Source organism: uncultured Phocaeicola sp., from assembly GCF_948499155.1.
GTDB lineage: Bacteria > Bacteroidota > Bacteroidia > Bacteroidales > Bacteroidaceae > Phocaeicola > Phocaeicola faecalis.
The window spans coordinates 53,185-76,513 of record NZ_CAOOSE010000004.1; the positions used below are offsets into that span (position 1 = coordinate 53,185).

General features: G+C 39.9%; 22 protein-coding genes. 1 reads left to right on the forward strand and 21 read right to left on the reverse strand.

Annotated features, from left to right (window positions below):
* The 15 genes from QYT14_RS04715 to QYT14_RS04785 form a co-directional block, all read right to left on the reverse strand.
* Complete coding sequence (locus tag QYT14_RS04715) at positions 1-708, reverse strand: hypothetical protein (RefSeq protein ID WP_057087816.1); 708 nt, start codon at positions 706-708, stop codon at positions 1-3.
* A 28-nt stretch (positions 709-736) separates the two neighbouring features.
* Entirely contained in the window at positions 737-1,153 is a 417-nt protein-coding gene (locus QYT14_RS04720; protein ID WP_057087818.1) for a hypothetical protein, read from the reverse strand.
* Entirely contained in the window at positions 1,131-1,598 is a 468-nt protein-coding gene (locus tag QYT14_RS04725; protein WP_004326737.1) for a hypothetical protein, read from the reverse strand. Before QYT14_RS04725 ends, QYT14_RS04720 begins: the two co-directional genes overlap by 23 nt.
* Positions 1,599-1,625: 27 nt before the next feature.
* On the reverse strand, positions 1,626-1,889 hold the full coding sequence (locus tag QYT14_RS04730) for a hypothetical protein (RefSeq protein WP_004326738.1): 264 nt from the start codon (positions 1,887-1,889) through the stop codon (positions 1,626-1,628).
* A 2-nt stretch (positions 1,890-1,891) separates the two neighbouring features.
* Positions 1,892-3,067 carry a hypothetical protein gene (locus QYT14_RS04735; RefSeq protein ID WP_288326113.1) on the reverse strand — a complete coding sequence of 392 codons (1,176 nt, stop codon included), beginning with the start codon at positions 3,065-3,067 and terminating at the stop codon, positions 1,892-1,894.
* A 6-nt stretch (positions 3,068-3,073) separates the two neighbouring features.
* Positions 3,074-3,469, reverse strand: a complete 396-nt coding sequence (locus tag QYT14_RS04740; RefSeq protein WP_005794372.1) for a hypothetical protein — start codon at positions 3,467-3,469, stop codon at positions 3,074-3,076.
* A gap of 164 nt (positions 3,470-3,633) precedes the next feature.
* Complete coding sequence (locus tag QYT14_RS04745; RefSeq protein ID WP_288326111.1) at positions 3,634-3,975, reverse strand: hypothetical protein; 342 nt, start codon at positions 3,973-3,975, stop codon at positions 3,634-3,636.
* A gap of 245 nt (positions 3,976-4,220) precedes the next feature.
* Complete coding sequence (locus QYT14_RS04750; RefSeq protein ID WP_289307030.1) at positions 4,221-4,637, reverse strand: hypothetical protein; 417 nt, start codon at positions 4,635-4,637, stop codon at positions 4,221-4,223.
* On the reverse strand, positions 4,634-5,035 hold the full coding sequence (locus QYT14_RS04755; RefSeq protein ID WP_288326107.1) for a hypothetical protein: 402 nt from the start codon (positions 5,033-5,035) through the stop codon (positions 4,634-4,636). Before QYT14_RS04755 ends, QYT14_RS04750 begins: the two co-directional genes overlap by 4 nt.
* A 516-nt stretch (positions 5,036-5,551) precedes the next feature.
* Positions 5,552-6,871: a hypothetical protein gene (locus QYT14_RS04760; protein WP_288326105.1), complete on the reverse strand. Its 1,320-nt coding sequence runs from the start codon at positions 6,869-6,871 to the stop codon at positions 5,552-5,554.
* Positions 6,872-6,891: 20 nt separating this feature from the next.
* Positions 6,892-7,914, reverse strand: coding sequence for a hypothetical protein (locus tag QYT14_RS04765; protein ID WP_288326103.1), 1,023 nt, complete (start codon positions 7,912-7,914; stop codon positions 6,892-6,894).
* Positions 7,898-8,131 (reverse strand): hypothetical protein, encoded by a 234-nt coding sequence (locus QYT14_RS04770; RefSeq protein WP_005794383.1) that lies wholly within the window; start codon positions 8,129-8,131, stop codon positions 7,898-7,900. The genes QYT14_RS04765 and QYT14_RS04770 overlap by 17 nt, the downstream gene beginning before the upstream one ends.
* Position 8,132: 1 nt before the next feature.
* Positions 8,133-9,338, reverse strand: coding sequence for a hypothetical protein (locus QYT14_RS04775; RefSeq protein WP_005794386.1), 1,206 nt, complete (start codon positions 9,336-9,338; stop codon positions 8,133-8,135).
* The gene (locus QYT14_RS04780; RefSeq protein WP_288326100.1) at positions 9,335-12,205 is read right to left on the reverse strand and encodes a hypothetical protein; all 2,871 of its coding nucleotides are present in this window, start codon (positions 12,203-12,205) and stop codon (positions 9,335-9,337) included. The genes QYT14_RS04775 and QYT14_RS04780 overlap by 4 nt, the downstream gene beginning before the upstream one ends.
* Positions 12,206-12,209: 4 nt before the next feature.
* A complete protein-coding gene (locus tag QYT14_RS04785; RefSeq protein WP_007846598.1) occupies positions 12,210-12,722 on the reverse strand; it encodes a hypothetical protein in 513 nt (170 codons plus the stop codon).
* Between the two features lie 602 nt (positions 12,723-13,324).
* Between QYT14_RS04785 and QYT14_RS04790 the strand changes: the two genes are divergently transcribed.
* Positions 13,325-14,062: a hypothetical protein gene (locus QYT14_RS04790; RefSeq protein WP_147399446.1), complete on the forward strand. Its 738-nt coding sequence runs from the start codon at positions 13,325-13,327 to the stop codon at positions 14,060-14,062.
* Positions 14,063-14,262: 200 nt separating this feature from the next.
* Here QYT14_RS04790 and QYT14_RS04795 read toward each other — a convergent pair whose 3' ends face one another.
* From QYT14_RS04795 to QYT14_RS04820, 6 genes are all read right to left on the reverse strand, one after another.
* A complete protein-coding gene (locus tag QYT14_RS04795) occupies positions 14,263-14,694 on the reverse strand; it encodes a hypothetical protein (protein ID WP_004326765.1) in 432 nt (143 codons plus the stop codon).
* 9 nt (positions 14,695-14,703) lie between these two features.
* Positions 14,704-15,429, reverse strand: coding sequence for a KilA-N domain-containing protein (locus tag QYT14_RS04800; RefSeq protein ID WP_118214408.1), 726 nt, complete (start codon positions 15,427-15,429; stop codon positions 14,704-14,706).
* A 161-nt stretch (positions 15,430-15,590) separates the two neighbouring features.
* Entirely contained in the window at positions 15,591-16,421 is an 831-nt protein-coding gene (locus QYT14_RS04805; RefSeq protein ID WP_057087835.1) for a phage antirepressor KilAC domain-containing protein, read from the reverse strand.
* Between the two features lie 9 nt (positions 16,422-16,430).
* Positions 16,431-16,802 (reverse strand): Rha family transcriptional regulator, encoded by a 372-nt coding sequence (locus QYT14_RS04810; RefSeq protein ID WP_008775830.1) that lies wholly within the window; start codon positions 16,800-16,802, stop codon positions 16,431-16,433.
* Between the two features lie 539 nt (positions 16,803-17,341).
* Positions 17,342-17,854, reverse strand: a complete 513-nt coding sequence (locus QYT14_RS04815; protein ID WP_130056657.1) for a hypothetical protein — start codon at positions 17,852-17,854, stop codon at positions 17,342-17,344.
* A complete protein-coding gene (locus tag QYT14_RS04820) occupies positions 17,851-23,328 on the reverse strand; it encodes a tape measure protein (protein WP_288326096.1) in 5,478 nt (1,825 codons plus the stop codon). Before QYT14_RS04820 ends, QYT14_RS04815 begins: the two co-directional genes overlap by 4 nt.
* Position 23,329 lies beyond the last annotated feature (1 nt).

A 23,329-nucleotide genomic window follows, 5' to 3' on the forward strand; every position in this document is an offset into this window, starting at 1 on the left:
TCAATCTGTATATACATTTTTACCAACTTCCGCAATAACTACCCATGCACCATTACAGAAACCATATATCTTACCGTCATTCTCCGGCATTTCAGGTATTGTATTAAGTTTTGTTTCATTGGCAGTGGCTTTGCTAAGAGCTGTTTGAGCTGTACTTTTTGCAGCATCAGCCGTTGTTTGTGCGGTCACGGCCTTTCCATCAGTAACAGCCAACATTCCAGTCAGAGTTTTTTCATTGGTTACTCCTGCAAGGAAGGTTTCAATTTCATTGAAGGTGTCAATGGCCGTAGTCGCATCAACAGTACCAACCAATTCATCCAAAGCGGTCTTCACCGCATTTATGGACTGTTCCAGTTGGGACTCTGCCAGTTGAGCACGTCCGCTTTCTGCTAAAATATCCGATTTGCTCGCACTGCTGCTACCATCAGAACTTTCCAAAAATGAAGATGAAATAGGAAGTTCATTACATCCTACCATAACATATTGTCCAGCTATCAACCCGTCGACATTCATATCACAGAACTCTCCAACCCCAAGTGCTGTTTTGTAAGGTACATAATCCTTTCCATTAGAACTTTTGTACACAACAACTCTATTGTTTGCTGCATCTCCAAAATTAATGCTGATAGCAAATTTCTCAGTAGATAACTGTATAGGTTGGCTTTCGTACCAATCCTCTTCTCTAAGAGTAAAATTCAAGTTTGCCATATCTTCTATGTGTTTATATGTTTGTTTCCTATATCAATTCCCAACCTTTCCTTACATCATCCATATTTGCAGGAACGCCATTCTCAACATAACTCATTGCAGCCACTACCGCAATAAGTTGTTCCCGGTTATTTCTATTCAGAACAGTATGACGAGATATGCCCGAACGCTTTTCAACTGTGGCAATATACACGTCAGTATTGTTCTCACATGGCGGTGCCCAGCGCATAATAACATCTTCAAGTTCGTTGGCCGTACCATCTTTGTCAGTGTCATACTTATTAAAAATATAAGTTTGAAGAGTTTTAAAAGCAGCACGGTAACCGTATGCCATAGTTTTAAACTGAAAGAAACTTTTATCTGTCTGCGTTACAGACAAGCCCTGCCATTTTGTATTATTTCTCCGTATATTCAACGGATTGTTATTCCGTAGTCCCCGTGTCATTTTTATCCTCCTTCTCTTTTTGTGTTTCAAACAATATTTGTGCAGCCAGCCGTGCTATATCATCTTTATTCTCAATGATTATACTCATAGTCTTTTCCGCTTTCCGAAGTTCAGCCTTTTCCCATGATTTCTCACGTACCGATTTAAACTCACAGAAAACGCAATAAGCCGCCCATAACATAGCGAATACTGGAAATGGAATGACAATACAACATATAAGATCAATCATAACCAGTGTCAGAAACGGATTAAAATATTTCTTCGCTTTTGTCGCTGTCATTTTGTACTTCTTCGAGGTACGAAGCTCCCCACGTTGTTTCGCCTTCTGAATCCCCGAAATAAAATCTATCCCCATTGCGATTATGATAGCTGTCATACTTACCGCTATCAAAACCAAATGTAAAAACAAATGGTCGTGAATGAATGTTTCAATAATGTCGTTCATATCCTTTTGTGTTTGCGTTTATTATTTTTATTCCAATAGTAATTTGTTGATAGCATCAATAAAGGCTGGGGAACATAAACTTGCGTATTCCTTAATCATATTACACTCTTCATCGTTATACTCAATTTCTCCATTGGAGTTGAATATTTTAAATGCGAGGGCATGAGCCTCTATTCCCCTGCCAAGTTGATAAATGATATTGGCAAAATCCTTCTTGTAGTTCTCAACGGAACATCTCGTCTTATCAATATCAACAAATATCTCAATTCTTTCAAAATTTATCCTTTTCATAATCACCTCCAATCATTATCATTTGAAGCACCGAACATCAGTCCTCTTCCCAACCAGTCAGAGTTCGGTGACGGATACATAAAATCCACCAACTGCATACAATGGTGCATGGAACCGCCATTCAATGTTTGCTTTGTTCCATTCGCATATATCTGAACATTATTATAATTGTCATTTGCATTAACCACGAATATCCTTTGGGTGACGGCAAGACTCAAAAGATAACGGTAGGTTACATTCGATGTTATTCTAAATATAACCGTATCAACTGGAAAACCCGAAGTTTCATCGTTATAATCGTATCTTGGCGAATCGCAAGGAACTGTATAATAAGTTTCGTTAGCAGAGGAAGTCCCAGAAGTCAAAGGTATATAAGTACCGGTTTTATAAGCACCTTTTGTGTACACATAGGCATAGGAGCCGTAAACTACCATAATGCTTCTTTCCCTTGCGCCAAACACGCCTCTACACCATAAGTCAGAAGTGTAGAAACGTAATGACCGGTGATCCTTAGTACCTTGATGATACATATCACCATCAAACCACATTCTTCCATCACTTCCAAAGCTGATTCCTCCAACCGCATCACCAGCAGCATTCACGCAATTCAACCTTGTAAAAGAGCCTGATACACCTTTCAATGTACCTTCAAAAGTGCTGTCACCTGAAATAACCGCACCAGCCGCATAGAGTTTCCCTGCTATACTCACCTTATATGGCGCATCAGTCGGTGTTGTAGCTCCAACCCATAACGGATAGTCACCACCAACAAGACCTGCTGCAACCGTTTTATTATCGCCCTTCATTATCAAAAGCTGATTACCCTGCATGAACCGTAGAATAGCATTTTGAGCCATGATAAGCGGAGTGTACACTGGCACCAAAGAATTAAACTTCTGCCAATAAGTTGTATTTGTCACCGGAATGGAATCACTGGACGTATGAGTTTTCAGACATTTATACGCATTAAACGTATTAGCACCGGTAGTCACAATTGCAATATCCAAGTACCGGGTACCGGAAGTCAAAGCCTCGTCATTGCGATACTCTATGCCTTTAGCCCATTCGGATTGCCGGAGAATACAGCCTTGCAGCCCGTTTTTCCCCGGTTCCCCATTAGTACCGTCAATTCCATTTTTGGCCTTTCTTCGTATTAATATATGCCCTTGCGCCTCCATACCGGATTACTTCAATTTTGCTAATACTTCTTTTGCGATCTCCTTAGCCTTGATACGATAACTCTGATAATCAGTGTATTCTTTCAGATATTCGGCACGCTTACCTTCGTCAAGTTCCGAAGCCATATCACGTGCCATTTCCAAGTTGGCGAAAATGGCATCACGTTTATTCGCATCATAACGTTCCATGATAATGGCACTTACAATACTGTCATAATCATGTTCCCCTTCAACATCCACGTTTTCACAGACATACTGGTCTTCAACCACCACATCTTCCGAACCGGCCTTTTGAACAGCTTCTCTTCTCTCAAAGTCGAAGTAAATGCGTAGCAACGCACCTTCAACTACAAATTCAATACCAGTCGGCAGTTCTCCTACAAGAGTTCCATAACTTTTCATAAATTACCTCCATTTTTATAATTATTCTTCAAAATAATAAGCACTCTTCCCGTCACCTAACGAACGCCGCTTGACAATCACATTTTCCACTGGAAAAATCTTCTGACCGTTATTCTCCGCTTCGCGAGCCTGATCCAACACATCTTTCAGATTGTAACAGTTCGTTATGAATTTGCTACGTTGTCCGTTCTGTTCAAAAAGAACACAATATATCTACCTTCACCTTGCTTTGTCTTCACATTCGTTTCAAAGTCCACCACTGTTATAGGGACATTGAGAATATCCATCAATCTTGTCTCTTTTACATCGAAGAACTTCTTTCCGTCCTTTGTTCTACCACTCTGTTTGATACCTTTATCTGCAAAACTCATATCATTATTTGTTATTGTTCTCCATAAATTCTTACAATCTCCCCACTTACACCAGCCCCAGTATGAAGCTCGTATCTCGCGGTTACGTTTCCGGCTTTTTATTCGTTTCACCTTTCGGGCAAAGTTCTTTTTCATATTTTTACGCATCCGAACATTATCTTTCGTGAAGCAATAGCCCAAAAAGTTAATCCTTCTTCCTCTTACTACGTTTTCGCTTTCTATGCTTTTTGTTCCCATTTTTTGTTTCTGTTCCTATCGGAGCAATACAACTGTTTGCTTTAACTACCAACCCAACTTTTGCACTTTCCCGTTCATACGCACGAATAAGAAACAACGCTTCGGCCTTAGAACGAGCCAGCATAACATTATCATCGCAATATCTATGCAGGCATTTGACACGATATTTCTCCTTCATTGTATGATCTATCCGGCTTGCCGCAAAATTCCCGATAGGTTGGCTTGTAAATGCTCCAATCGGAACACCTCTTCTTCCGTTCAACTTCATTCTCCAATACGTCAACTAACTCTGTTCCGCTGTCATACGATAAAACAGCTATCTCGATCAATTTAATAAATCGTTCATCTTTGAATTTCCTTCTCAATGCAGCAACAATAAGCTCATGAAGAATACTTTGATAGAACTTTTTGAAATCAGTCTTTACGAACCATTTGTATTCCGGGTACCGGTGAAGAAAACGTTTCATTCTCCTTACTCCAAAATGTAATCCCTTTCCCTTGATACACGCACTTGTATCATAAATCAAATTTCTATAAACATCTTCTTCAATCACCCTCATAATTGCATGGTGCAATTACGCCACGGGAAATATTTCTGTTTGACAATATCTCGAACCTTTCCTGCATCACTTTTTACTCTCATTACGCTATAATCCGGTGCCGGAAAATCCAATGTCAGGATCATCAACTGCAAAGCTCGGAGGTCTTCTTCCGGGTGTAGATTATGCCGCCTGATAAAGCGGTTTTTCTTAACCTTCCCATCTTGTGCTTCTTTGTCCGCTTCACGTAAATTATTTATCTCTGCTATACGTTCAAGAATATACCCGGCTCTTTTAGATTTCTTTCCACCGTTTGCTTCTATCCGTTTATTGTCAGCCTCTATCCTTTCCGCTATAATTCTATCAATTTCATTATGCGATAGACTCTTCCAATCAATATCACTTCTTCCAATATTCACTGCTGCTTTGTTTTAAAATTTACACCATACTTCCAATTTTGTCTTGTTCAGACTATTTTAATTATTCCGATAACTGCAAGCTGTTTTTACTTGCTTGAATAATTCGCCCGGAGCTTTCGAGAACCAACCTACTAACACCGCTTGTTGCCTTTCGCAAATTGGGCAACCTTTCCGCATTCTTGATTTTCTGACATCGTAACCAATTGATTACTACGTTGCAACGATATAAATCCTGCAAGGTCATGGCTCGGAGAACTCGCAGATTACTCTACGATAAATAAGTATGGCGAGAGCCGATATTCGCATTCGAGTTCGACCAATCGTTATTCGAGTTCGCATAAGCGAGGCCGCAATTCGCACCGTTATTCGCATTACCGCCCCAAAGAACCAGCTCTTGTTCCCCTCTGCCAACCGTCCACGCCTTTCGGCTTTCGTCCCGTTATCCGTTGCCGTAAAACGAGAAGGTGGACGGGTTTTAATTAATTGAAATTCAAAGAACTAATATTTCAAAATCTATTATGCAGCCATCAAAGATGCACCGCTAACAAATGTTAAATTCCCAAAATACGCAAGGCGAGAGCCGAGACTCGCACTCGAGGTCGACCAAACGTCATACGAGTACGCACAAGCGAGGCCGCAATCCGCACCGATAACCGCATCACCGCCCCAAACCACCAGCTGCCCAGTAGTGTTTGCCCATGAATAATCAGCCCAATAAGAAGTGCTGTTTCCACCAATCTTTTTCGGGAAAATATCAAAATGCTCCCCAAGAATTATTTCCTGCACTTGACCGGAAGCTGTCTGACGGGTAGCTTGTCTGTATTCACCATTTGGATGCGCAGCTAATTCAGCAGTAGTCGGTAAACGGTTTCCTTTGTAAATGAAAATTTCCGTTCCACTTTGAGAACTATTGTTGGAACTACCGCAAAATACTCCTTGCAGAAATTCCCACTGCCACCCATAAGGATCTTCTATACCCATCATGTTCACCCGTGAACAATCCACTCCAGTATTACTTCCATTCACCACAGAAATAGCTATTTTGCCCCAATTGTCACCGAGACTCTTTGTTGCGCCAGTTTGCAATGCTGCCGCAGCAGCCCACAAGTCTTTACTGGAGCTACCACCCACACCATAACCAAGTTTGGCTTGAATATTGGTATCTCCGTACTGGGACAGCCCCAACATCATAATAAGCTTTCTCTGATCGTAATCGGTCAGTCCCCATTCCTTACCGTTCACTTGTGCAGCATTCCAAAATGCGTTGATTGTCTTGCTGCCTGCCGGTGCAACTCCTGAACGTGAAACAAGTGCGCTACCTGACATGGAGCCTTTGTATGCACCGATACAGTTATACATTCCACCATTTGCCCCACCAATAAACTCACCGCCAATAGGTAGCATCGAGAGCCATAAGACTGGTACACCACTTACACTGTCAGTCTGTACACGATAATACAAACGTGGCCCTATCCACATCACATGCCCTTTGGTTTCATCCACCGCAGTACCATCAGCAAACACCGCACTATTGGTAGGGGACATTTTAGCAGCCCTTCCATCATTCGTTACGAGATAACGGCCACAATACAACTTGTATTCTGTCCATGCGGCTGTATTACCTATCACACCATAGTTCGTGCTACTTTGGGTTGATTGTTTGATTGGAATCCCCCAAGCCACCTGCCTCAACATTTGTTCGTCACCATTATTAATAGCATTCATGAAGTTTTCCACGGTAATGCGTCTGACACTACCACCAACTTCCACCAATACTGTATTGGAACGCAGAATGGAGGTCACCAATGTTTCATTTCCTAATCCTTTAGTTGCCATAATATTATTTTGTTTTTATGTTAATTAAAATGACATTCTGCCAAAACATCAACATCATATTGAGTCCCGTTTCTGTCAGTTTCCGTTGTTGTTACAGATATAGAATTTGTTGTAGAATGTTTCAAACTCTTCCAGTTTTCCTTATCCATCACATCCATAGTCCACGATGCGGAAGTAGGAGTATAAGTTGACCCCGTAGTCATATTTACAATCTTGGCACTTACTGTAACGGGTTGTCCGGTATCAACCTCTTTGTTGGAAGAAGTTATATAACATACAATTTGAAATTCATCTGCCGTATCAATGATACGTACCCCGGCACGTGCTATCGGTTGTGAAGCACTTGAAGACTGATAAACTTCTGCTATGAATAACTGGGTACCGTCCACATCACCACGGGTAACAGTTACACTTTTCTGTCCGTTCTTATCAGTCCAAGCCGCCGTGTCCTTATACCATTTTATATAGTAATCGGTAATGGCATTGGCACCGGCATACAGCTTGGTAGTCAGAGTACAACTTGTTACTTTGCTTGTTAACTGTTCGGTACTTGCAAGAATAGCAAGATAGTAAGAGCTGGCTCCCATATTCTGAATGGCAATAGGCAGTTCCCCGGTCAAATTATACTCAACACCTGCCGTAGAAGCGACACATGAATAAGTCAATGTATCTCCTGCAATATTCGTTTTGCTTGCCAAGTTTCCGACAATTTTAATGGCACCGGTATTGGTATTCAAAGAGAATTTGCCCGTACTGTCTTTTTTCCAACCTCCACTTTCCGCACCGTTAAAATTTAAAGCCACTCCATTGTAAGCCCAACTATGACCAGACAAACTGACCGCCAACCCACGTGCCGAAGTTACTTTGGGTGTCCGTACCGGCTGATTCGCAGCTATACTCCAATCAGGAGAGACAGCCCCACTTTCTTCATCTACGGCCTGAAACAATGGAATGCCATTATTTTCAAAAGTCAGCATCAGGCTGTCATTGGAACGAAGACGTTTAATCGTGATGCTATTTTGGGCACTATAATTTTCTGCCATATTCCCAACCTCCTTCTGATATAATTTGATTCATGCTTGTATTAGTATAAACGATACCGTCCAACAACAGTATTCTATCTTCCAGTTCTCCATCAAGAGAAGGCAGGCACATTACCTCCTTTTCATTCAAGATGATGGATTCTCCCTTTACCAAGTGCCCCAACAACAGAACCCCGGCATCCAAAGCCTTTTCCTTATTTGCTACAACATACCTCATATCAATTATTTATATATATGTTCCCGTTACTGTCCGTATATTCATTTGTCCCATCAGTCAATACAGAGAAAGCCTTTTTTTGCTCGGCCTTAATGTACACGTCCAACCAATCGTCAAGATAAGTTTCACCAATACCGGTTCCATCCAACATTATCACAGTTTTTTCCCCCTCCTGCCATTGTACCCCGGTCTTATTTGCACTGTCCGTAAACCATACCATGCGGATAATCGGTGCCGGTATCGGCACAATTTCTCCATTCCACTGTACCATAGCTATATTCCTATGCAGGATTTCATCAGGATTGATGGAAGCCTGACTTGCCGGTATGCACGTAAATTTTGGATAAACACGATTGACGGAGAATTGCTGTCTTGCAACCTCCTTTCCACCAACCTTCACCAACAGCAAGTAATCCCCCTTCTCGACCAAACGCAAGTCCATTATCAGGCTGGTTAAGGACAAAGCCACTATTTCATGGTTTGCGGTAGTCAGCATTGTTTGACTTGATATGCTGTTCACCTGATAAAGTTCAATTGTATATCCGGTAGTTATTTTATTCACTCCCTTTGTTACCATAAGTGGAATGGTGCGCTCGTATGAATTTTCATCCAAAGCTGCATTCCTATTGGCCGTAGATGCGGAAATCAAATTGTTGGCTACCTTGTAATCATACAACAAAAGCTTGTCAAGAAATGGATTGTACTGGATTATCTGACTATCCCCAATAGACAAACCGTAGGTATCTTCACTCTTATCTACCGTTGTCAACATGATAGAGTCAGTCTTAACGGGAATATTCACCCCAAGCCGGGTATCAGCTATCAGACCTTCAAAATACAACTCAAAACTTTCACCCGGAGCCACATTTCTGCTTATGGTAATGGCACCGCGTGTATCTCCAACCGTATCTATACTGTACTTCCCATTCCATGAACTGATTGCAGAAATATTCTCTCCATTAGCAAACCAGTTCATTTCTGCCAACAAAGAATTAACATAAGGCATATCCCAGCTACCGTCAGCGGCATTCGCTATGACTTCCGGTAAAATCACCAGTGGAGTAACCCCACGGTCAGGATCATATTCATTTGCCACCGGATTATAGACCTGATTGGCCGGACTGTTCGGTGTCATTATCTTCAAGCTTACTGCAATCGTAAGCGGTTGAAACTCTTTTCTGATTCTTTTCTTTTCACTCTCTATCATATCGTCACAATTGCTTCTACTGATGCAGTATCATTTGTTGCCGTTATGGTAAACAAGGTACTTACCACTGTTACTGAATTATTTCCTAAATCACTAATTTCCTTTGTGTTATGTATCGTTATTGAACCGTTGAAATCCTTATGCTTGATATTCCAAGCTTCATCATCGGCGGTATCTCCACTATCCCTTCGGATAGCCCATTGTCTAACTGTGTCTGTAATATCCTCCCAACCTTTAAAGACCTTGCAAGTAATTTCCATTGATTCACCATAAGCAAGAAAATTGTCACCTTGCGTATCAATCTCAATGCGTACCGGTGCATCTATCTGTAACTGTTCGATTGTGCCGGTCATATAAATGTTATTCAGATAAGCAGAATAACCGGTCATATCCAACCCGAAGATGTTGAGATTGCTCAAATCCCCATCCTGCATTGCAACCATACTCTTTGTAAACTCCCAGTCATTTACCCCTACCAAGAAACGGCGGTATGTCCTCGTCTCATAAGCGGAAGTCTGGCGTTCCTTGTTTGTAAAGTTGCCATAAGCGACAAAATGCAAAGCCTCACACGGATGGAAAGAATATTGCCAACGATCAGAAACACCACGAAGCACATAGCGAAACCTTTTGTTTGTTCCGGCATCCAATATTTCTGTAATACGAAAATAGATTGTACAGAAACCGGCAAACATACGGTTGCCACGGCTATCATCTATATCAGATACCGCATTATTCCCCGGCGTTTCATAGTCATGGAAATACCCCATGCAAATATCATCCACAGCCACAGCACCTATTTCACCGTCTTGTAATTTCAAACTTATTGTCCCGAAACGTAGCAAGTTACCATCAGCATCATAATCAGGCTCAACACTCTCTATAATTCCAGCACCGGGAGAACGCCATTTGTCACCAAGCACAATTTCAGCACGGTTAAAACGCAATTCCGGCACCTCTAAAAACCTGCGTAACGTGAGGCTTTCCATATACCCACGTCCCATGCTGTCTATTTTCGCCCCAAAGCCGGTCAAACCCTCTGCAAAACCGCTTGCACCAAAGATAGCACCGGCTAAGAAGCCGATAAGCCCAGCTGCCGTATCATTGTGGGTGCGCGAAAGAAAAAGCTGATTGCCCAGTGAACGGATGATAGACTGTATCTGTTGGGTATTCAAGCCACCGGTTCCCTGCCCACCACCTGCAATAGAGTCTATCTGATTTTGGATTTTTTCAAGCGATCCAACAGCCTTTTCCTCCCGAAGTGTCATAGTGTACTTCGGTATCATATCTTCTCCCTCTTTGATAATAAGGGTATCAATAATGATGCTGCCTTCAATACCAAGATCGCTATCAGTGAATAGCATCAAGTCCCCTTCTTTCAAAGTATCATGTATGCTTGCTTCCCCCCTTGCAACAGCCTCATCATGTTGGCGTGCCATGAAAATATCATCCACCTTCGGTTCATACGAATAGCGCACATAGTCATTCTTTGCAAGATATTTTTTCGCGGTAGCAAGCAACCGTTGTGAAGCGGCCTGAATATAAACGTCCGGCATATCAATATAAAGCAGGACAAACTTGTCACCGGACTTTATATTGTAATCCTTGTATGGGAAATATAATTTCAGACTTTCATCATATACACGGTTACAAGTCAGCACATATTTATTGCCCTTCTTCTCACATTTGGTTATTTCAAAATCCCGGCCACCACACATGCCGTTTTTCATGCTAATGGTGGCTGTTTCAGAAGTCAGGTAATCGTTTATATTGAAACCAACATCTTTTAGCGTTATTGTAAAAGGTGGGACATCTTCACCTTCCTTCAGGCTATCCATTGTACCATCATCTGTCAGTTGTTCGGCATCAGCCACTTCGTCAAGATTGCCATTATCCCCGGCATCCAATGATACATAAATACCTGCATCTTTCAACTGTTCGGCGGTCATACCTTCCATTGAAGGACATATTTCCTCCAAACCACCGGTACCGTCAAAATAAACACTCCCTTCCCGAATGCCAAGCACAGCAATATTCTTACTGTCAATATATGGATCAAGCGTTGTCTTAGGAAAATCAGGTAACATCAGATTTTCCACGGCCATGTTATTCGGCAAATAATTGGTAAGAGAACTGTTTGAGAGCTTATTATAATACCGGTTAGGCATATTTCTTGTACTACCGTATGCACGCAATCGCGTAATAATCTGTTGATCCGCATCGGCTGTACGTTGAATTTCGTACAAACCGTTTCCACGTCCATACTTGAAAATATTGCCCACAGCAATACCGGCAGTACCGATTGTTATTGTTCGGCCACGAATAACAAAGTTCGCACCAAATTTTGAATTGAACAACTCCAATGCACCCCATACCTTTATATTGTTCACATCAATGTTTACATTGGTAGTGCTCACATATTCAGGGTGTACGGCAACCGTCCATTTTTGTGCTCCGGTATATATACGGTCAAGATTTACTTGAACACGGTCTGCCAAATCTTGTATAGACGAAGCGAAGAAACTGAACTTAGGCAAAGAAGTGAAGTGTATCTGATTATCACTTTTCACATAATCAAGAAAATCACATCGCGTCAATTCATCTCCCGGCCAGTTGAACTTTACGTTATCATAGACAAACGCTTCTCCCGAAGTTTTTCTTGCCGCCTTTTTTAATGCCGTAGGATCATAGTTTATCTCAAACTTCTCACCACGGTACATAACATAGTCACCTATCTCAAAAAGAATGGGTACGGCACTTTTCAGAGTGCTTGTCACAAAACATGCACCCATCCATGTACCATTATACTCCAAACCTTTCAGTGTACAACGTACCGTATTGCCAGTTTTATCATAAACCTTCCATGCCATACAGCTATACTTTTTCAACCAATGCAACTATCTTTGTCGGTTCCGCAACACTATACGAGGGGATTATTTGAGTTCGAGGATCAGTTACTCTGAATTTTACCGGGAAGGTCAAGACTTCATCCATATTGGACTTATTAAATTCAAAATCTCCAACCTCCAGTAAGTAAAGTCCTTGCCGCCCGATACCCGTGTGCGAGTTATATATTTTCAAGGTGGCACCGTCACCATTTTCTCCCGTGAGATAGTTTTGAAAGGCCATAATTTTATCGTATGCAGTACCCAAATCTCCCTTATAGCACATCTCGGCTTCCAAGTCGTATGCCTTTAATAGCAGCTTATCGGGTATGTAAGTATCTTCACCGTCTTCATCCGGCCAATCCCGTTTGGGTAAATCTTTCGTTTCCCCACCCGGCTTGAACGGAAATTCTGTGCACACAATTCCAAAATGCGCCAAGCTGTCTTTGACTGGAGCATTCTCGGTAGTTTTCTGCATCAAAATAGAATACGGTTCGTTCATATACATATATTAAAAAAGAGCTTGCCGCAGAGATATTTAGTCTCCACAACAAGCTCTATGGCCTTATACTTTAATCTTATTTCAACGCAAATATAATTGTATTTTCTATATAATCATAGAAAATAATGCCATAAAAGCATTTTTTAGTAGATTATTATACTCAACCCCTAACTTGCTTCCACGTGTATGTTGAAAAACATAAAAAATATCATTTGTCATAATTTTATTTATTAATACTTTTGCATTTAATTATAAAAGAGGTTATTATATGTTAGGAGTTTTAGTTTAATTGGTAGCATTGCTACTATCAATTTTAGAGTATTCTTGAATTATGATTATAGTTATACTTTATATAATGAATTTATTATTCAGTTTTTATGTGTAAAAAAATAATAGTCCCCTCCTTGATATTCTCCATTATTGAAAGTATCATTATCTGTTATGGAATAAATCATATTTCCAGCTCAATCTTTTTTTTGATATTATCTCTCATACCAATTCTTATTCTATGGGGATATGTGAATAACAAATGGAATGAAAAGAAAAGCTTTAGAAACTTTATATGGATAAGTTCTATATTGCTTTCCATATTATTTATTTTTGTGGGATTAGTACTAAATGAAAAGATACATAAATGCGAAATAAAGGAAGAATTAGAAAGAAGCCAGATTTATTATAAAGAAAAAAGGCGAGAGGAATTTATCGCAGATAGTTTACAAAAAGTCCAAGATAGTTTATATATTCTTAAGCAATCCAATATCCTCGCCCAAAGAGACGGCAAGAAAATCATGGGGAGTTTCTTTTGGGGTATGTCACATAAAGATTACAAATCAGTTTATTATAGAATTGAAAAAGAAACTAATGGCATAATTACAGTAAATGGCATTGATTTTAAGTTAGGGCATCCCACTTTTTACAAAAATCAACTTTGTGGATTTACTATCAAAACTGTACGTAAGTACAAACTGTATGATTATGACATAAATGTTTTCGACAAAGAAGATTATGAATACAACAAATATATACAAGATAAATCAACCATATACGATTATTTACTTAAACGATATGGGAAAAGTTTTGGAAACGAAAGTACCATACATATAGCTGCATGGCCTTTCTTATATAAAGCTATCAATTTCTACAAAGCTGATTATGAATCAGAACGTCAAGGAGCCGGGACGTTAATAACTTTTCATTTAGCTATTGATATATCACATCCTCAATTAATAGAATTATTAGAAAATGAAAAAGATAGTATCAGAAAACAAATAGAAAAAGAAAGAACAGAAAATATCGAACGTGAGAGACAGAAGAAAGCGAAATTCTCTGATGGACTATAATTTACAAATTAAATATACAAAATAAAAATGGAATTATATTCTAAATATAAAGATATTAGTGCGTCTTTTAACACTGACTACCATTAAATATTGAGCTAACATAATCTGGCTAATGTTTTCGCGTATAAATTATAATTAGGCTGGCTCCAAAGTCAGCCCAATTTTATTTTGTGCATTTTGCCACTCTTAGCCAAAAGTATTCAGCTTTCGAGATATTTGTTAAGCGCATCTCTCAATTTACGAATTTCATCATTTGAAGATACTATTTCGGATATTTCATCTTCACATGCGCAATCGCACATTGAAATAAGCATACCTTTTATGCCACCTCCCTTTTCTATTTTAGCATCTTTTGAGAACATTTCTATCGGGAGAAACTCGACTACCCCTCCGCTGTCAAAACTTACCGAAGCCGCAGCGTTTTTCTTTTCCCATTCCTCCACCTCACTACATGACATATAAGCCGTTTGACAATTTTCCAATTCTGGCTTCTTTTGCTCTATCATATCTAAATAGAACTGTATAGCCATTAAACCTTTCTCTGTTACCGTATTGTCTTTTGCAATAAGACCATTTACTTTGAATGTTTCTACAACGCATTCTTTGTTGCTCATAAATTCTACTAATTCCATATTGATTTATTATTTATAGTGGATAAAATTTGTATTTTCTTGCTGTAATTGGAACACGGCAGGATAGTTCCTTTTTGAATATTGTTTTCTAAGGTATGATATTAAATTATCGAAGTTGGTAATGAATCCCTCGTTGATTAAATCAGCCACCTTCTTTTCAAGCTGCCACAGTTCGCGTTGTTTGCTTTCATCACCCTGCTTGTTGCGAAGCATTTTCTCATGTGAGTTAAACACAACCCAATTCAATGCTTCCCCAACCTTTTGCATTGCTTTCGGCATAAACTCTTTAGGAACTATCTTCTGAACGGCAGAGCCAAGTTCTTTGTAAGCATCCCCGGCATCGTTTCGATAGCGAATCATTTCATCGTACACAAACCGTAATACTTTGACTTCAAAAGACGGATTTATCCACATAGCAAATTTGATAAACAGAAGCGGATTCATCCAAACTTTATCGGGTGTTTTGCCTTCTTTCGTATTTCTACCCTTAACTTTTATAAGTAGTTGATTTTCACCAATGAGCATTTTTGCTCTATGGCTTTCATCCTCTGCAAGAGCTTTCAAAAACTCTGATGTATTATCAGATTCTAAGAATTTACTCATTTGCCTTCTCGGATTCCCTTCTACATTATTCCACTGCCGAAGCAATTCAGTTCCGTCAAAATAACCATCACTCGTGCGCTGAACCACAGAAAAACTATCAATGTATCGCACCATTTCTTGATTTGTCTTCATACAATGTTTTTTATATTTTACTTGCATACTATTTCTTACCCTTTTCTCCCAAACATACATATAAGCAAGTTCAGGAGATTTTTATTTATTTCTCTTTATACTATGTGTATATTGTCAAAAACTCGATTTTTCTGAATTTTCAGAGAAATAAATAGTGAACGCTATGCTACTGGTATTAATTCACCCTTAATCAGCTTTATGGCTTTCTTTACGTCCCAACCGCTTTCGCATAATGCGATGATAAAACGTACACCTTTCGTAGTCCATACAGTATAAACATTTGTTCCTATCGAGCCATCCGAACGTGTGTACGTCTGTGTACGTGTAGAGTGTAGTCCCCAAGTAGAATAAGGAGTATGCAATAACCATTGTCCGCTTTGTCGGTAGATGACTCCGATTTCTTTCAGCTTCTTATGCAGCTTTTCGGCATCCATTCCTATCTGCTTGGCGACTTGTGTGCTCGTCTGGGTGTTTACACTCTGCAAGTGGTTATCATAATAGCTGACCTTCGGAGCGGCTTGAAGCAACTGCTCTTCTTGCAATGCGTTCTGTTGTTCAAGACGTTGCTTCTCTTCTCGCTCGTTCTTTAATTGTGTTGCAAGACTGATAACAAGGTCGGGATTGTTTATCATTTGCTCCAAAGTTGGCTGCATGGCGGTCATGCCATATTGAAGTAACTCTTTGATACGCTTATTACACCATATAGCAAATGATGGAGATAACCAACGGGCAAATTCCAATGCTACATCTTCGTGAAGCCATGTGCCTTGTTCGCTATTACCACCTTTAACTACTTGAATTAGTGCCGATATGGGAATATGCATATCGGCTGAAAGTGCTTCTGTGAACTCGGTAGTAGCTTTCAATCTAAGCCAATCCCCTACTAATTTACCAAACGGCTTTGCCATTTCTGTTGCATTTACCATTACATTATCATCTTTATAAAAAGTGATAGGGCTTCCATTATATTGAAAAATTTGATTTGTTTTCATATTATAAATTTAGATTTTACTTAACAAAGATTTCTCCCTTTTACGGGAAAGCTCACGCTTGTTTTCTTCAAGTTCTTCCCAACGATTAATAATTTTGGCTCGTAAGTTTGCATCATAACCACTTGCGAGAAGCAAGCAGTCTTTTTTAGTGAGAAGATAATAAGGGTCTTTTCTTTCTGCGTTATTCCCTAACTTTGTGATTTTGAACATCAATTCAAAATTGAATTTATGTTTTTCTTCCAGTTGTTCAAGGATATTGCGAATATCTCGCATTACATTTGAATGAGTTTTGCCCGTAATTTCTGCAATCTGCAAGGAGGTCATTGTTCTTTTTTTACCTTTTCCCTCATCAATAGGTATTAACTGATTAAAATTTTCCATATCTTTGCACTATAAAGTTAATGTTTTCCCCATCAGCGGCTCGGACATCTCCGCTTTTGGGGAATTATTTTGTCCGATCTTGTAGTAGGCAGGGAATCGAACCCCAATACGCCATTACTCGTACCTACTGAACCCTCCTTAATATAATAGTCACGCTTGACATAATAGTAAAGAGAAAGGGCAAATCCCGATGAAGCCTAATGTGGTTGTCTGCCTCAAAGAGAATGCCCTATAATATTTTACTCCAGTTCATGACAACCACGTAATGAACCTTACAGCATTGTTTCCAGCGCAAATATAAAGACGATATTTTCACCATACAACAACCTAAAAATCAATAAAATAAATTCGGTAAACATCAGTAACAAACGGTAAGAATCGGTAAATAAAAACAGTTATATTTACTCTAAAATTTAGACATAATATAAATAATGCGCGTATCTACCGTATTGTGGCGAGATGTTGATTGTCATTTATGATACCGTTCAAATAATATAGGAATATAAAAGGCTATAAATAAGGATGTTGCAAAACGCATGTTAATCCCCATTCATTTTATATCTTACCATGACATTGCCATCGGTTTCAACTTTACAGTTTCCACCATGAACATATACATAAACTTTAGCCACATCGCTTTGCCTTACATGTAGTTTAGCCCGATCATATACACTCACAAAAACTTTGGCGCAATCTTCCACTTCAAGAGTCAATTCACTATCATGGCGCAAATGGAGAGTAGCAGCTGTAAATTTACCGAAAGAAAGTTTACCTGAACATTTACCGTTCAGTACATATACACCATTGTTGCCTCCGGTCACTGGTTCATCAACAAAAATATGGTTTTGATGAAGCAGACTCCGGTCAAAATTACCTTTTATATATTCCACTGTCGGATAATCGTGCTCAATACAAAAATCAATGCCTCGTATATACATTTCAATTAGTTCCTGCTGACTTTTATTATTTTGCCAGTCACCTTGCCATTGTGTGCAGAGGCCATACGATACGGCATGGCCTCTCAATTCACTATTCAATCTATTCATAATCATATATTAAACTTGTTTACACCGTTTATATTCCTATGCAGTATATCCCTGATTTCTTCCACAAATTCCACATTCTTTGCTGTATTTATCTGTATCATTGTCAGTTGTTGCAATTGCGCTTGCGCTATTACATTATAGGCCGGGAACAATTCTTCAACCAATCTTCGCACATACTCCCGTTTGACACTCACGTCAGCCCGGATTGCATTTATATAAGAAGCCAAAAGGTTAGCGGTATTTTCAGTAACATTCTGTATGCCTTTAGATAAACCACTTCCACTGTCTTCTTCCTCTTCCTTCATGCTGATACCATATTTCTTTTCCATATAGTTATTCAGTTTGTCAAGCATGGAATAATAATCATCGGTTTTCTCACTGACACCCATTAGATAGTCCGCAATACTTTCCAACTCCCTTTCGTCAAGAGAGAAATCCTTGCCGAAATAACCACTCATTCCATCCTCACCAAAAAGCATCTTTTGAAGCTGTTGCATGGCCGGTTCCAAAATACTTATTTTGAGAATGGAGTTCATAACATCACCCATAATGTCGGCAACCTTATTTTTGAAAGCTTCGGCACCATCCTCGCCTTTCTGCCATGCCTCATACAAGGCATCTCCCAACTGCGAAGCCCAGTCTTTCAAATTAATGCCATAAAGAGATTCAGCCGTTTCTTCGGCAAAATCCTTTATTTGCTGTTTCATCTCCGCAATCTGATTCTCATAATCAGCCACTTTGCTATCATCCGTCTTCTTCTTGTCAATTTCGGCTTGCCGCTGTTTCTCCAATTCTGAAAGTTGTTCTTGCATCAAGGCACGTTGATACCCGTATGCACCGCCTTCATCGTATGCCGAAACACGTTTTTGAAGTTTTTCCGCTTCCTGCTTATATTTCTGCAAAGACATCAAATCGAAGATGTTGATCTTCCCCTTATTGCGTATTGCCTCAATCTGATTATTTAATTGATTCAACCGGGTACGGTCATTTTCTGCATCTACAAGTTTTAGTTCCGTGCCACTGCCCAAGAAACGTTCAAGAATACCGTCAATCTGTTCGTATATATACTGCAACTGTTGAGCACGAAGTTTACTTTTTTCAATAGCCTTATCAAGCTTTTTGTCATGTGCTTGTGCTATCTTCCCAATCCAGTTTACAGCTTCACCGGCAGCGGCAGCAATACCACCAACTATTCCACCTTTGGCGAATCCCTGCCCGATATTGCTTATAGAAGACATGGCATCCTGCACATTACCCATCGTGTCGGCCATACCCTCATTGCCCAAAGCATCGAACATGGAAGACATCTGTCCTGCAAAATTGCCGACAAGATCAGCACTTTCAGCGGCACTTTCTCCCAACCGTCCGATTTTCTTTTCCAGTTTGTCGCTGTCTTTTTCAGAAGTAAAAAGTTCTTTTACATTCTTCGCTAAGGTTTTGAATGGATTTACAGCCAACTGTGCATCTTGCAACTGGGGGATGGCTTTTATCAATTTATCCAACAAAGAATAAGCACCCTTAACATTTTCAATACTACCATCATCTTTCGTAAAAAAAGAAGTAAATCCATTGGGCTTTCCATCGCTATCATAGGAAACCTTTGCATTATTCTTGATTTCCCTTGCGATACGTTCAGCCTCTTTCAAATCAGAGAATGAACGTTGCTCTTTATCTCCAAATATTTTCTCCCATTCAGGTAACAATTGTAATAAGGTCGATTTTAATTCAATCAGCTTCTTATTATATTCATCAAGATAAGCCTTCTGAACATTGTTTAGACCTGACGTATCACCAACCAACTCCCCATTTTTTCCGACACTTAATCCAGTCTTTGATGCGTACTGTTCACTTAATATTCGTATCTTTTCTATCGTTGATCTTGCATTGGCAATAACCTTTGTATCATCAAGTGCAATACTTACCTTATCTTTCTCAAATGCCTCTTTAGCATCCTTCCACACCTTAAAAAATTGCTTATATAATGGGCTGTCTTTACCTCCTAATATACTTTCTGCTTCATCGTCACTCAAAGTGAATGGAAGATCAACAGCCTTTTCTTTGAGTTTCTTTTGTACTGTATCTATTAAATATTGCGCTTCATTCTCATAATCAGTCAAAAAACCAAAAGCATAAGTTGAAGCATCCTTCTTACTTGCACCGGCATTGACAAGCTGCTTGTATATATCCCATTTCTTTGAAACATCAGATACGTACCTTTCAAGTTCTTTTGCGGCCTTATCCGAAGCTTCTTTCATAGCGTTGGCATCAATATCCGCAATGACTTTCCGTATGGAAACTTTCAAGTCCCTACGAACTTCGGTCTTATCGTCAAGCTGGTTAAGAATCTTATTCAATTCATCTCGATAATTTCCAATATCCACCGGTTCCTTCCCTCTAAACAAGGAGTCAAAAATGCCCGATTCTATAACCTTTTTGGCAGCTTCTTCTTTTCCAACAATATCAGTCCACTTCTTATATTCAGAATATGCGTCCTTTAGCAAGTTTACCCGTTCTTTCAACCTCTCGGCAAAGACATCCTTTTTGCTCTTATTCTTACTTGGATCAGTGAGAGAAAAACCGATTTCTTTAGCTCCTTTCTCACCGGATTGCATTGTGTAGAAAGCTTTTTTATAATCTGATACAATTTGCTTCTGCCAGTCAGGAAGTTTTGACAAGCCAATAGCTCCAATACCTGACAAATCTATTCCGGCTTTAATCAATACCGGCTTCAATTGATTTGTTGTCTCTTTAGCTTCCTTATACGCTTTTTGTACTCCTTCAATAATTTTCTCTGAATCCGTAGAAACCTTTATTTGGGCTTCAAATTGCCCATCTGTGGCTTCATTGAACTTTTTCTGCAAGTCTGACAAGCTCTGAATAGTTTCCGTATATTCAGCATTAATCTTGATATTGAACTCATCTTCAAGAATCTTCCCATTAAAGAAGTCCCGCATATACTTCGGCATCTTCTCGAACGTGTCAAAGAAAGCACTTATGTCTAAACTGATGGCTATTCTTTGGGCATCACTCAAATTATTTAAATCCCAACCGGCAGTTCCCAATCTCGACTTGTACCCAGATAGGAAGTCTTTCATATCCGGCAATACATCTTCCATATAAATACGCTTAGAGTTTTTCCACGCTTTCCGCAATTGAAAAATATCATCTCTATATTCTCCAGTGAAAGGCAACTCATTATTCAGGCTGGCCAATGCTTTGGGGTATTCTTTGAGAATGGATAGCTGTTTTTTCAGCGGTTTACCCGAAGCGGCTTTGGCAAAATCATCATGTTTAGCTATAACTTTCTGCATGGCGGTGGAATACTCGATATAGCTGCCTGACATGCGGCCAATAATCTTGTTTACCCGTTCCTCCGCATCAATATAGTCATTGATATTTTCAAGAAAACTGTCATCAAAATAACCGTCAGTCGCTTCATTGGCATGTTCAGACGTACCTTTTATGTCATTAAGCAGCCTATAAGCCTCTTTTGTATCATTCAAAGCATTCCGAAGCAATATATATTGTTCTGCAAGGCTTTTTATACTATTTCCTTCATCATCAGTCTTAAACGTTTCATTAAAAGCGTCTGCCCAAACCGGGGAATAATCCTTTAATGCTGTTTTCATTTCTTCAATGGAAGAAATCAATGAGGCATCATTCGCCTTAAAAGGATCAACATCAGCAAATTTTTGAGCTTCTTTCGTTAGGTTCTTGAAACCGTCTTGTGCTCTTGTTGTCAACTCGGAAATACGCTCGTTCATTTCGTCAGCCTTTTGCCCGGACTTATACCATAATTCAAAAATGGCAGAGGCTGCTGCAAAGACAATAAATTGGGGAGCTAACCCTTTCAAAACCATCCCCAAATTTTTTAAATTCCCCCACAATGCTCTAATCCCCACATTCATCGCTCCAATGTGAGATATTTGTGAGACATCGAGTCTGCCCATCTTTGCCTGAAGAGCTATACTTTCCGCTTGTGCCACAGTCAGTCTTTTCATAGCTACAAGTTGAAGCAGTTTATTCTTTGTTAATTGACCCGAAACAGCCATCTGCTCATAATCCGCATAAGTCAGTTTATTGGAAGTGGCAATAAGTTGTTGTTCGGCAACAGTCAGTTTCCTATATGCTGCTTCAACGCGAAGTTTTTCTGCCGTAAGCCTTTTATTAGCCAAAACAGTCTGCGAAATATTTTTATATTCACCAACAACCAAACGACTATTCACCAACATAGCTGCCTTCCAAAATCCAAAGGCTCCAACGGCAGCTTCGATAGCCGGTACAAGTTCTTTCCAATTTTGTGCAAGGGTGGTAAGGCTTTCGGCAGTCCATTTCAATGTACTACCCATTGACTCCGCAATATCACCAAGCATAATGTCAATCGCATCAGCCAAGTTCTTCCATTTGGATTTGACTGATTCTGAAAGAACTTCCTGCATGTTATGAAACATGCCACCATCATCCGTAAGTTCCCAAAGAACATCTTTTACGTCCTCAAACGTAACCTTCTTTTTCGAGATCATATCAAGCACTTCACCGGCACTGACAATGCGGCCTTCCAACTTACTGAATCGCTCGGCCAGTTTATCCACCATAGGAATGTTCGCTTCCGTCAATTGCCGCAATTCTGTTCCTTTCAAGAATTTAGCAGCCTTTATCTGACCGAAGGCCAATATGATACGCCCCATATCAACACCTACACCGGCTGATATATCAGCCAGCCTTTTCATGGTATCATACAATTCATTGTATGGTATAGAATATGCAGAAAGTTGCTTGGCATACTGATTCAAATCCATAACCCCGAACGGAGAAGCAACAGCCAGTTTCTTAATCTGATTGAATATGGTTGTAGCTTTGCCTTCATCTTGCAGGATAGAGGCCATTGCAATTTTCTGATTCTCCAACTCACCACCAATATCAACCACTGCACGTAAGAAATTTTGTGCCGCATAAATGGAGTATAGCCCCAAAAATTCATTTCTTAATTGTCCGACAATACTCAACTGGCTGTTCATTGCTCCATTCATATTGAGAGTGGCTGTCATGTGCCGCCTTGCTGCATTGGCTGATCTCTCACGGGCATTAGCCAAATCCAGTTCCGCTTTGGCGGCACGGGCGGCTCTTTGTCGCGCAAGCTCACGTGCGGCTGCGGCAGAAGCCTCCGCTTTGGTTTGAATGGCTGCGGCTTTGGCGGCGCGTAAATCACTTGCTGTAAAGTTTGTATTCAACCCGGCGGCTTGCAAGGCGGCACGGACAGCTTGTGTGGTACTGGCCTTATCCACTACCACATTGATCTTAAACTTCTCACTTTGAAGCAAAGTCTTCATATCACCAACCAACTTCTTCTTGTCAAAACCCACATCAAGTTTTGCTTGCAAGTCTTTGGTGATTTCCGCTTTCAATTTTTTACGTTGTTCCGCTGTCTTATCCACTACCACATTGATCTTAAACTTCTCACTTTGAAGCAAAGTCTTCATA

What these genes read in the sequence shown, in the direction of transcription:
- QYT14_RS04750 (WP_289307030.1), bottom strand. Translation starts at nt 4,637, where the DNA reads ATGAGGGTGATTGAAGAAGATGTTTATAGAAATTTGATTTATGATACA.
- QYT14_RS04735 (WP_288326113.1), bottom strand. Translation starts at nt 3,067, where the DNA reads ATGGAGGCGCAAGGGCATATATTAATACGAAGAAAGGCCAAAAATGGA.
- QYT14_RS04745 (WP_288326111.1), bottom strand. Translation starts at nt 3,975, where the DNA reads ATGAAAAAGAACTTTGCCCGAAAGGTGAAACGAATAAAAAGCCGGAAA.
- QYT14_RS04765 (WP_288326103.1), bottom strand. Translation starts at nt 7,914, where the DNA reads ATGGCAGAAAATTATAGTGCCCAAAATAGCATCACGATTAAACGTCTT.
- QYT14_RS04770 (WP_005794383.1), bottom strand. Translation starts at nt 8,131, where the DNA reads ATGAGGTATGTTGTAGCAAATAAGGAAAAGGCTTTGGATGCCGGGGTT.
- QYT14_RS04725 (WP_004326737.1), bottom strand. Translation starts at nt 1,598, where the DNA reads ATGAACGACATTATTGAAACATTCATTCACGACCATTTGTTTTTACAT.
- QYT14_RS04715 (WP_057087816.1), bottom strand. Translation starts at nt 708, where the DNA reads ATGGCAAACTTGAATTTTACTCTTAGAGAAGAGGATTGGTACGAAAGC.
- QYT14_RS04740 (WP_005794372.1), bottom strand. Translation starts at nt 3,469, where the DNA reads ATGAAAAGTTATGGAACTCTTGTAGGAGAACTGCCGACTGGTATTGAA.
- QYT14_RS04820 (WP_288326096.1), bottom strand. Translation starts at nt 23,328, where the DNA reads ATGAAGACTTTGCTTCAAAGTGAGAAGTTTAAGATCAATGTGGTAGTG.
- QYT14_RS04780 (WP_288326100.1), bottom strand. Translation starts at nt 12,205, where the DNA reads ATGGCATGGAAGGTTTATGATAAAACTGGCAATACGGTACGTTGTACA.
- QYT14_RS04730 (WP_004326738.1), bottom strand. Translation starts at nt 1,889, where the DNA reads ATGAAAAGGATAAATTTTGAAAGAATTGAGATATTTGTTGATATTGAT.
- QYT14_RS04810 (WP_008775830.1), bottom strand. Translation starts at nt 16,802, where the DNA reads ATGGAAAATTTTAATCAGTTAATACCTATTGATGAGGGAAAAGGTAAA.
- QYT14_RS04720 (WP_057087818.1), bottom strand. Translation starts at nt 1,153, where the DNA reads ATGACACGGGGACTACGGAATAACAATCCGTTGAATATACGGAGAAAT.
- QYT14_RS04785 (WP_007846598.1), bottom strand. Translation starts at nt 12,722, where the DNA reads ATGAACGAACCGTATTCTATTTTGATGCAGAAAACTACCGAGAATGCT.
- QYT14_RS04775 (WP_005794386.1), bottom strand. Translation starts at nt 9,338, where the DNA reads ATGATAGAGAGTGAAAAGAAAAGAATCAGAAAAGAGTTTCAACCGCTT.
- QYT14_RS04805 (WP_057087835.1), bottom strand. Translation starts at nt 16,421, where the DNA reads ATGAAAACAAATCAAATTTTTCAATATAATGGAAGCCCTATCACTTTT.
- QYT14_RS04815 (WP_130056657.1), bottom strand. Translation starts at nt 17,854, where the DNA reads ATGATTATGAATAGATTGAATAGTGAATTGAGAGGCCATGCCGTATCG.
- QYT14_RS04760 (WP_288326105.1), bottom strand. Translation starts at nt 6,871, where the DNA reads ATGGCAACTAAAGGATTAGGAAATGAAACATTGGTGACCTCCATTCTG.
- QYT14_RS04800 (WP_118214408.1), bottom strand. Translation starts at nt 15,429, where the DNA reads ATGAAGACAAATCAAGAAATGGTGCGATACATTGATAGTTTTTCTGTG.
- QYT14_RS04795 (WP_004326765.1), bottom strand. Translation starts at nt 14,694, where the DNA reads ATGGAATTAGTAGAATTTATGAGCAACAAAGAATGCGTTGTAGAAACA.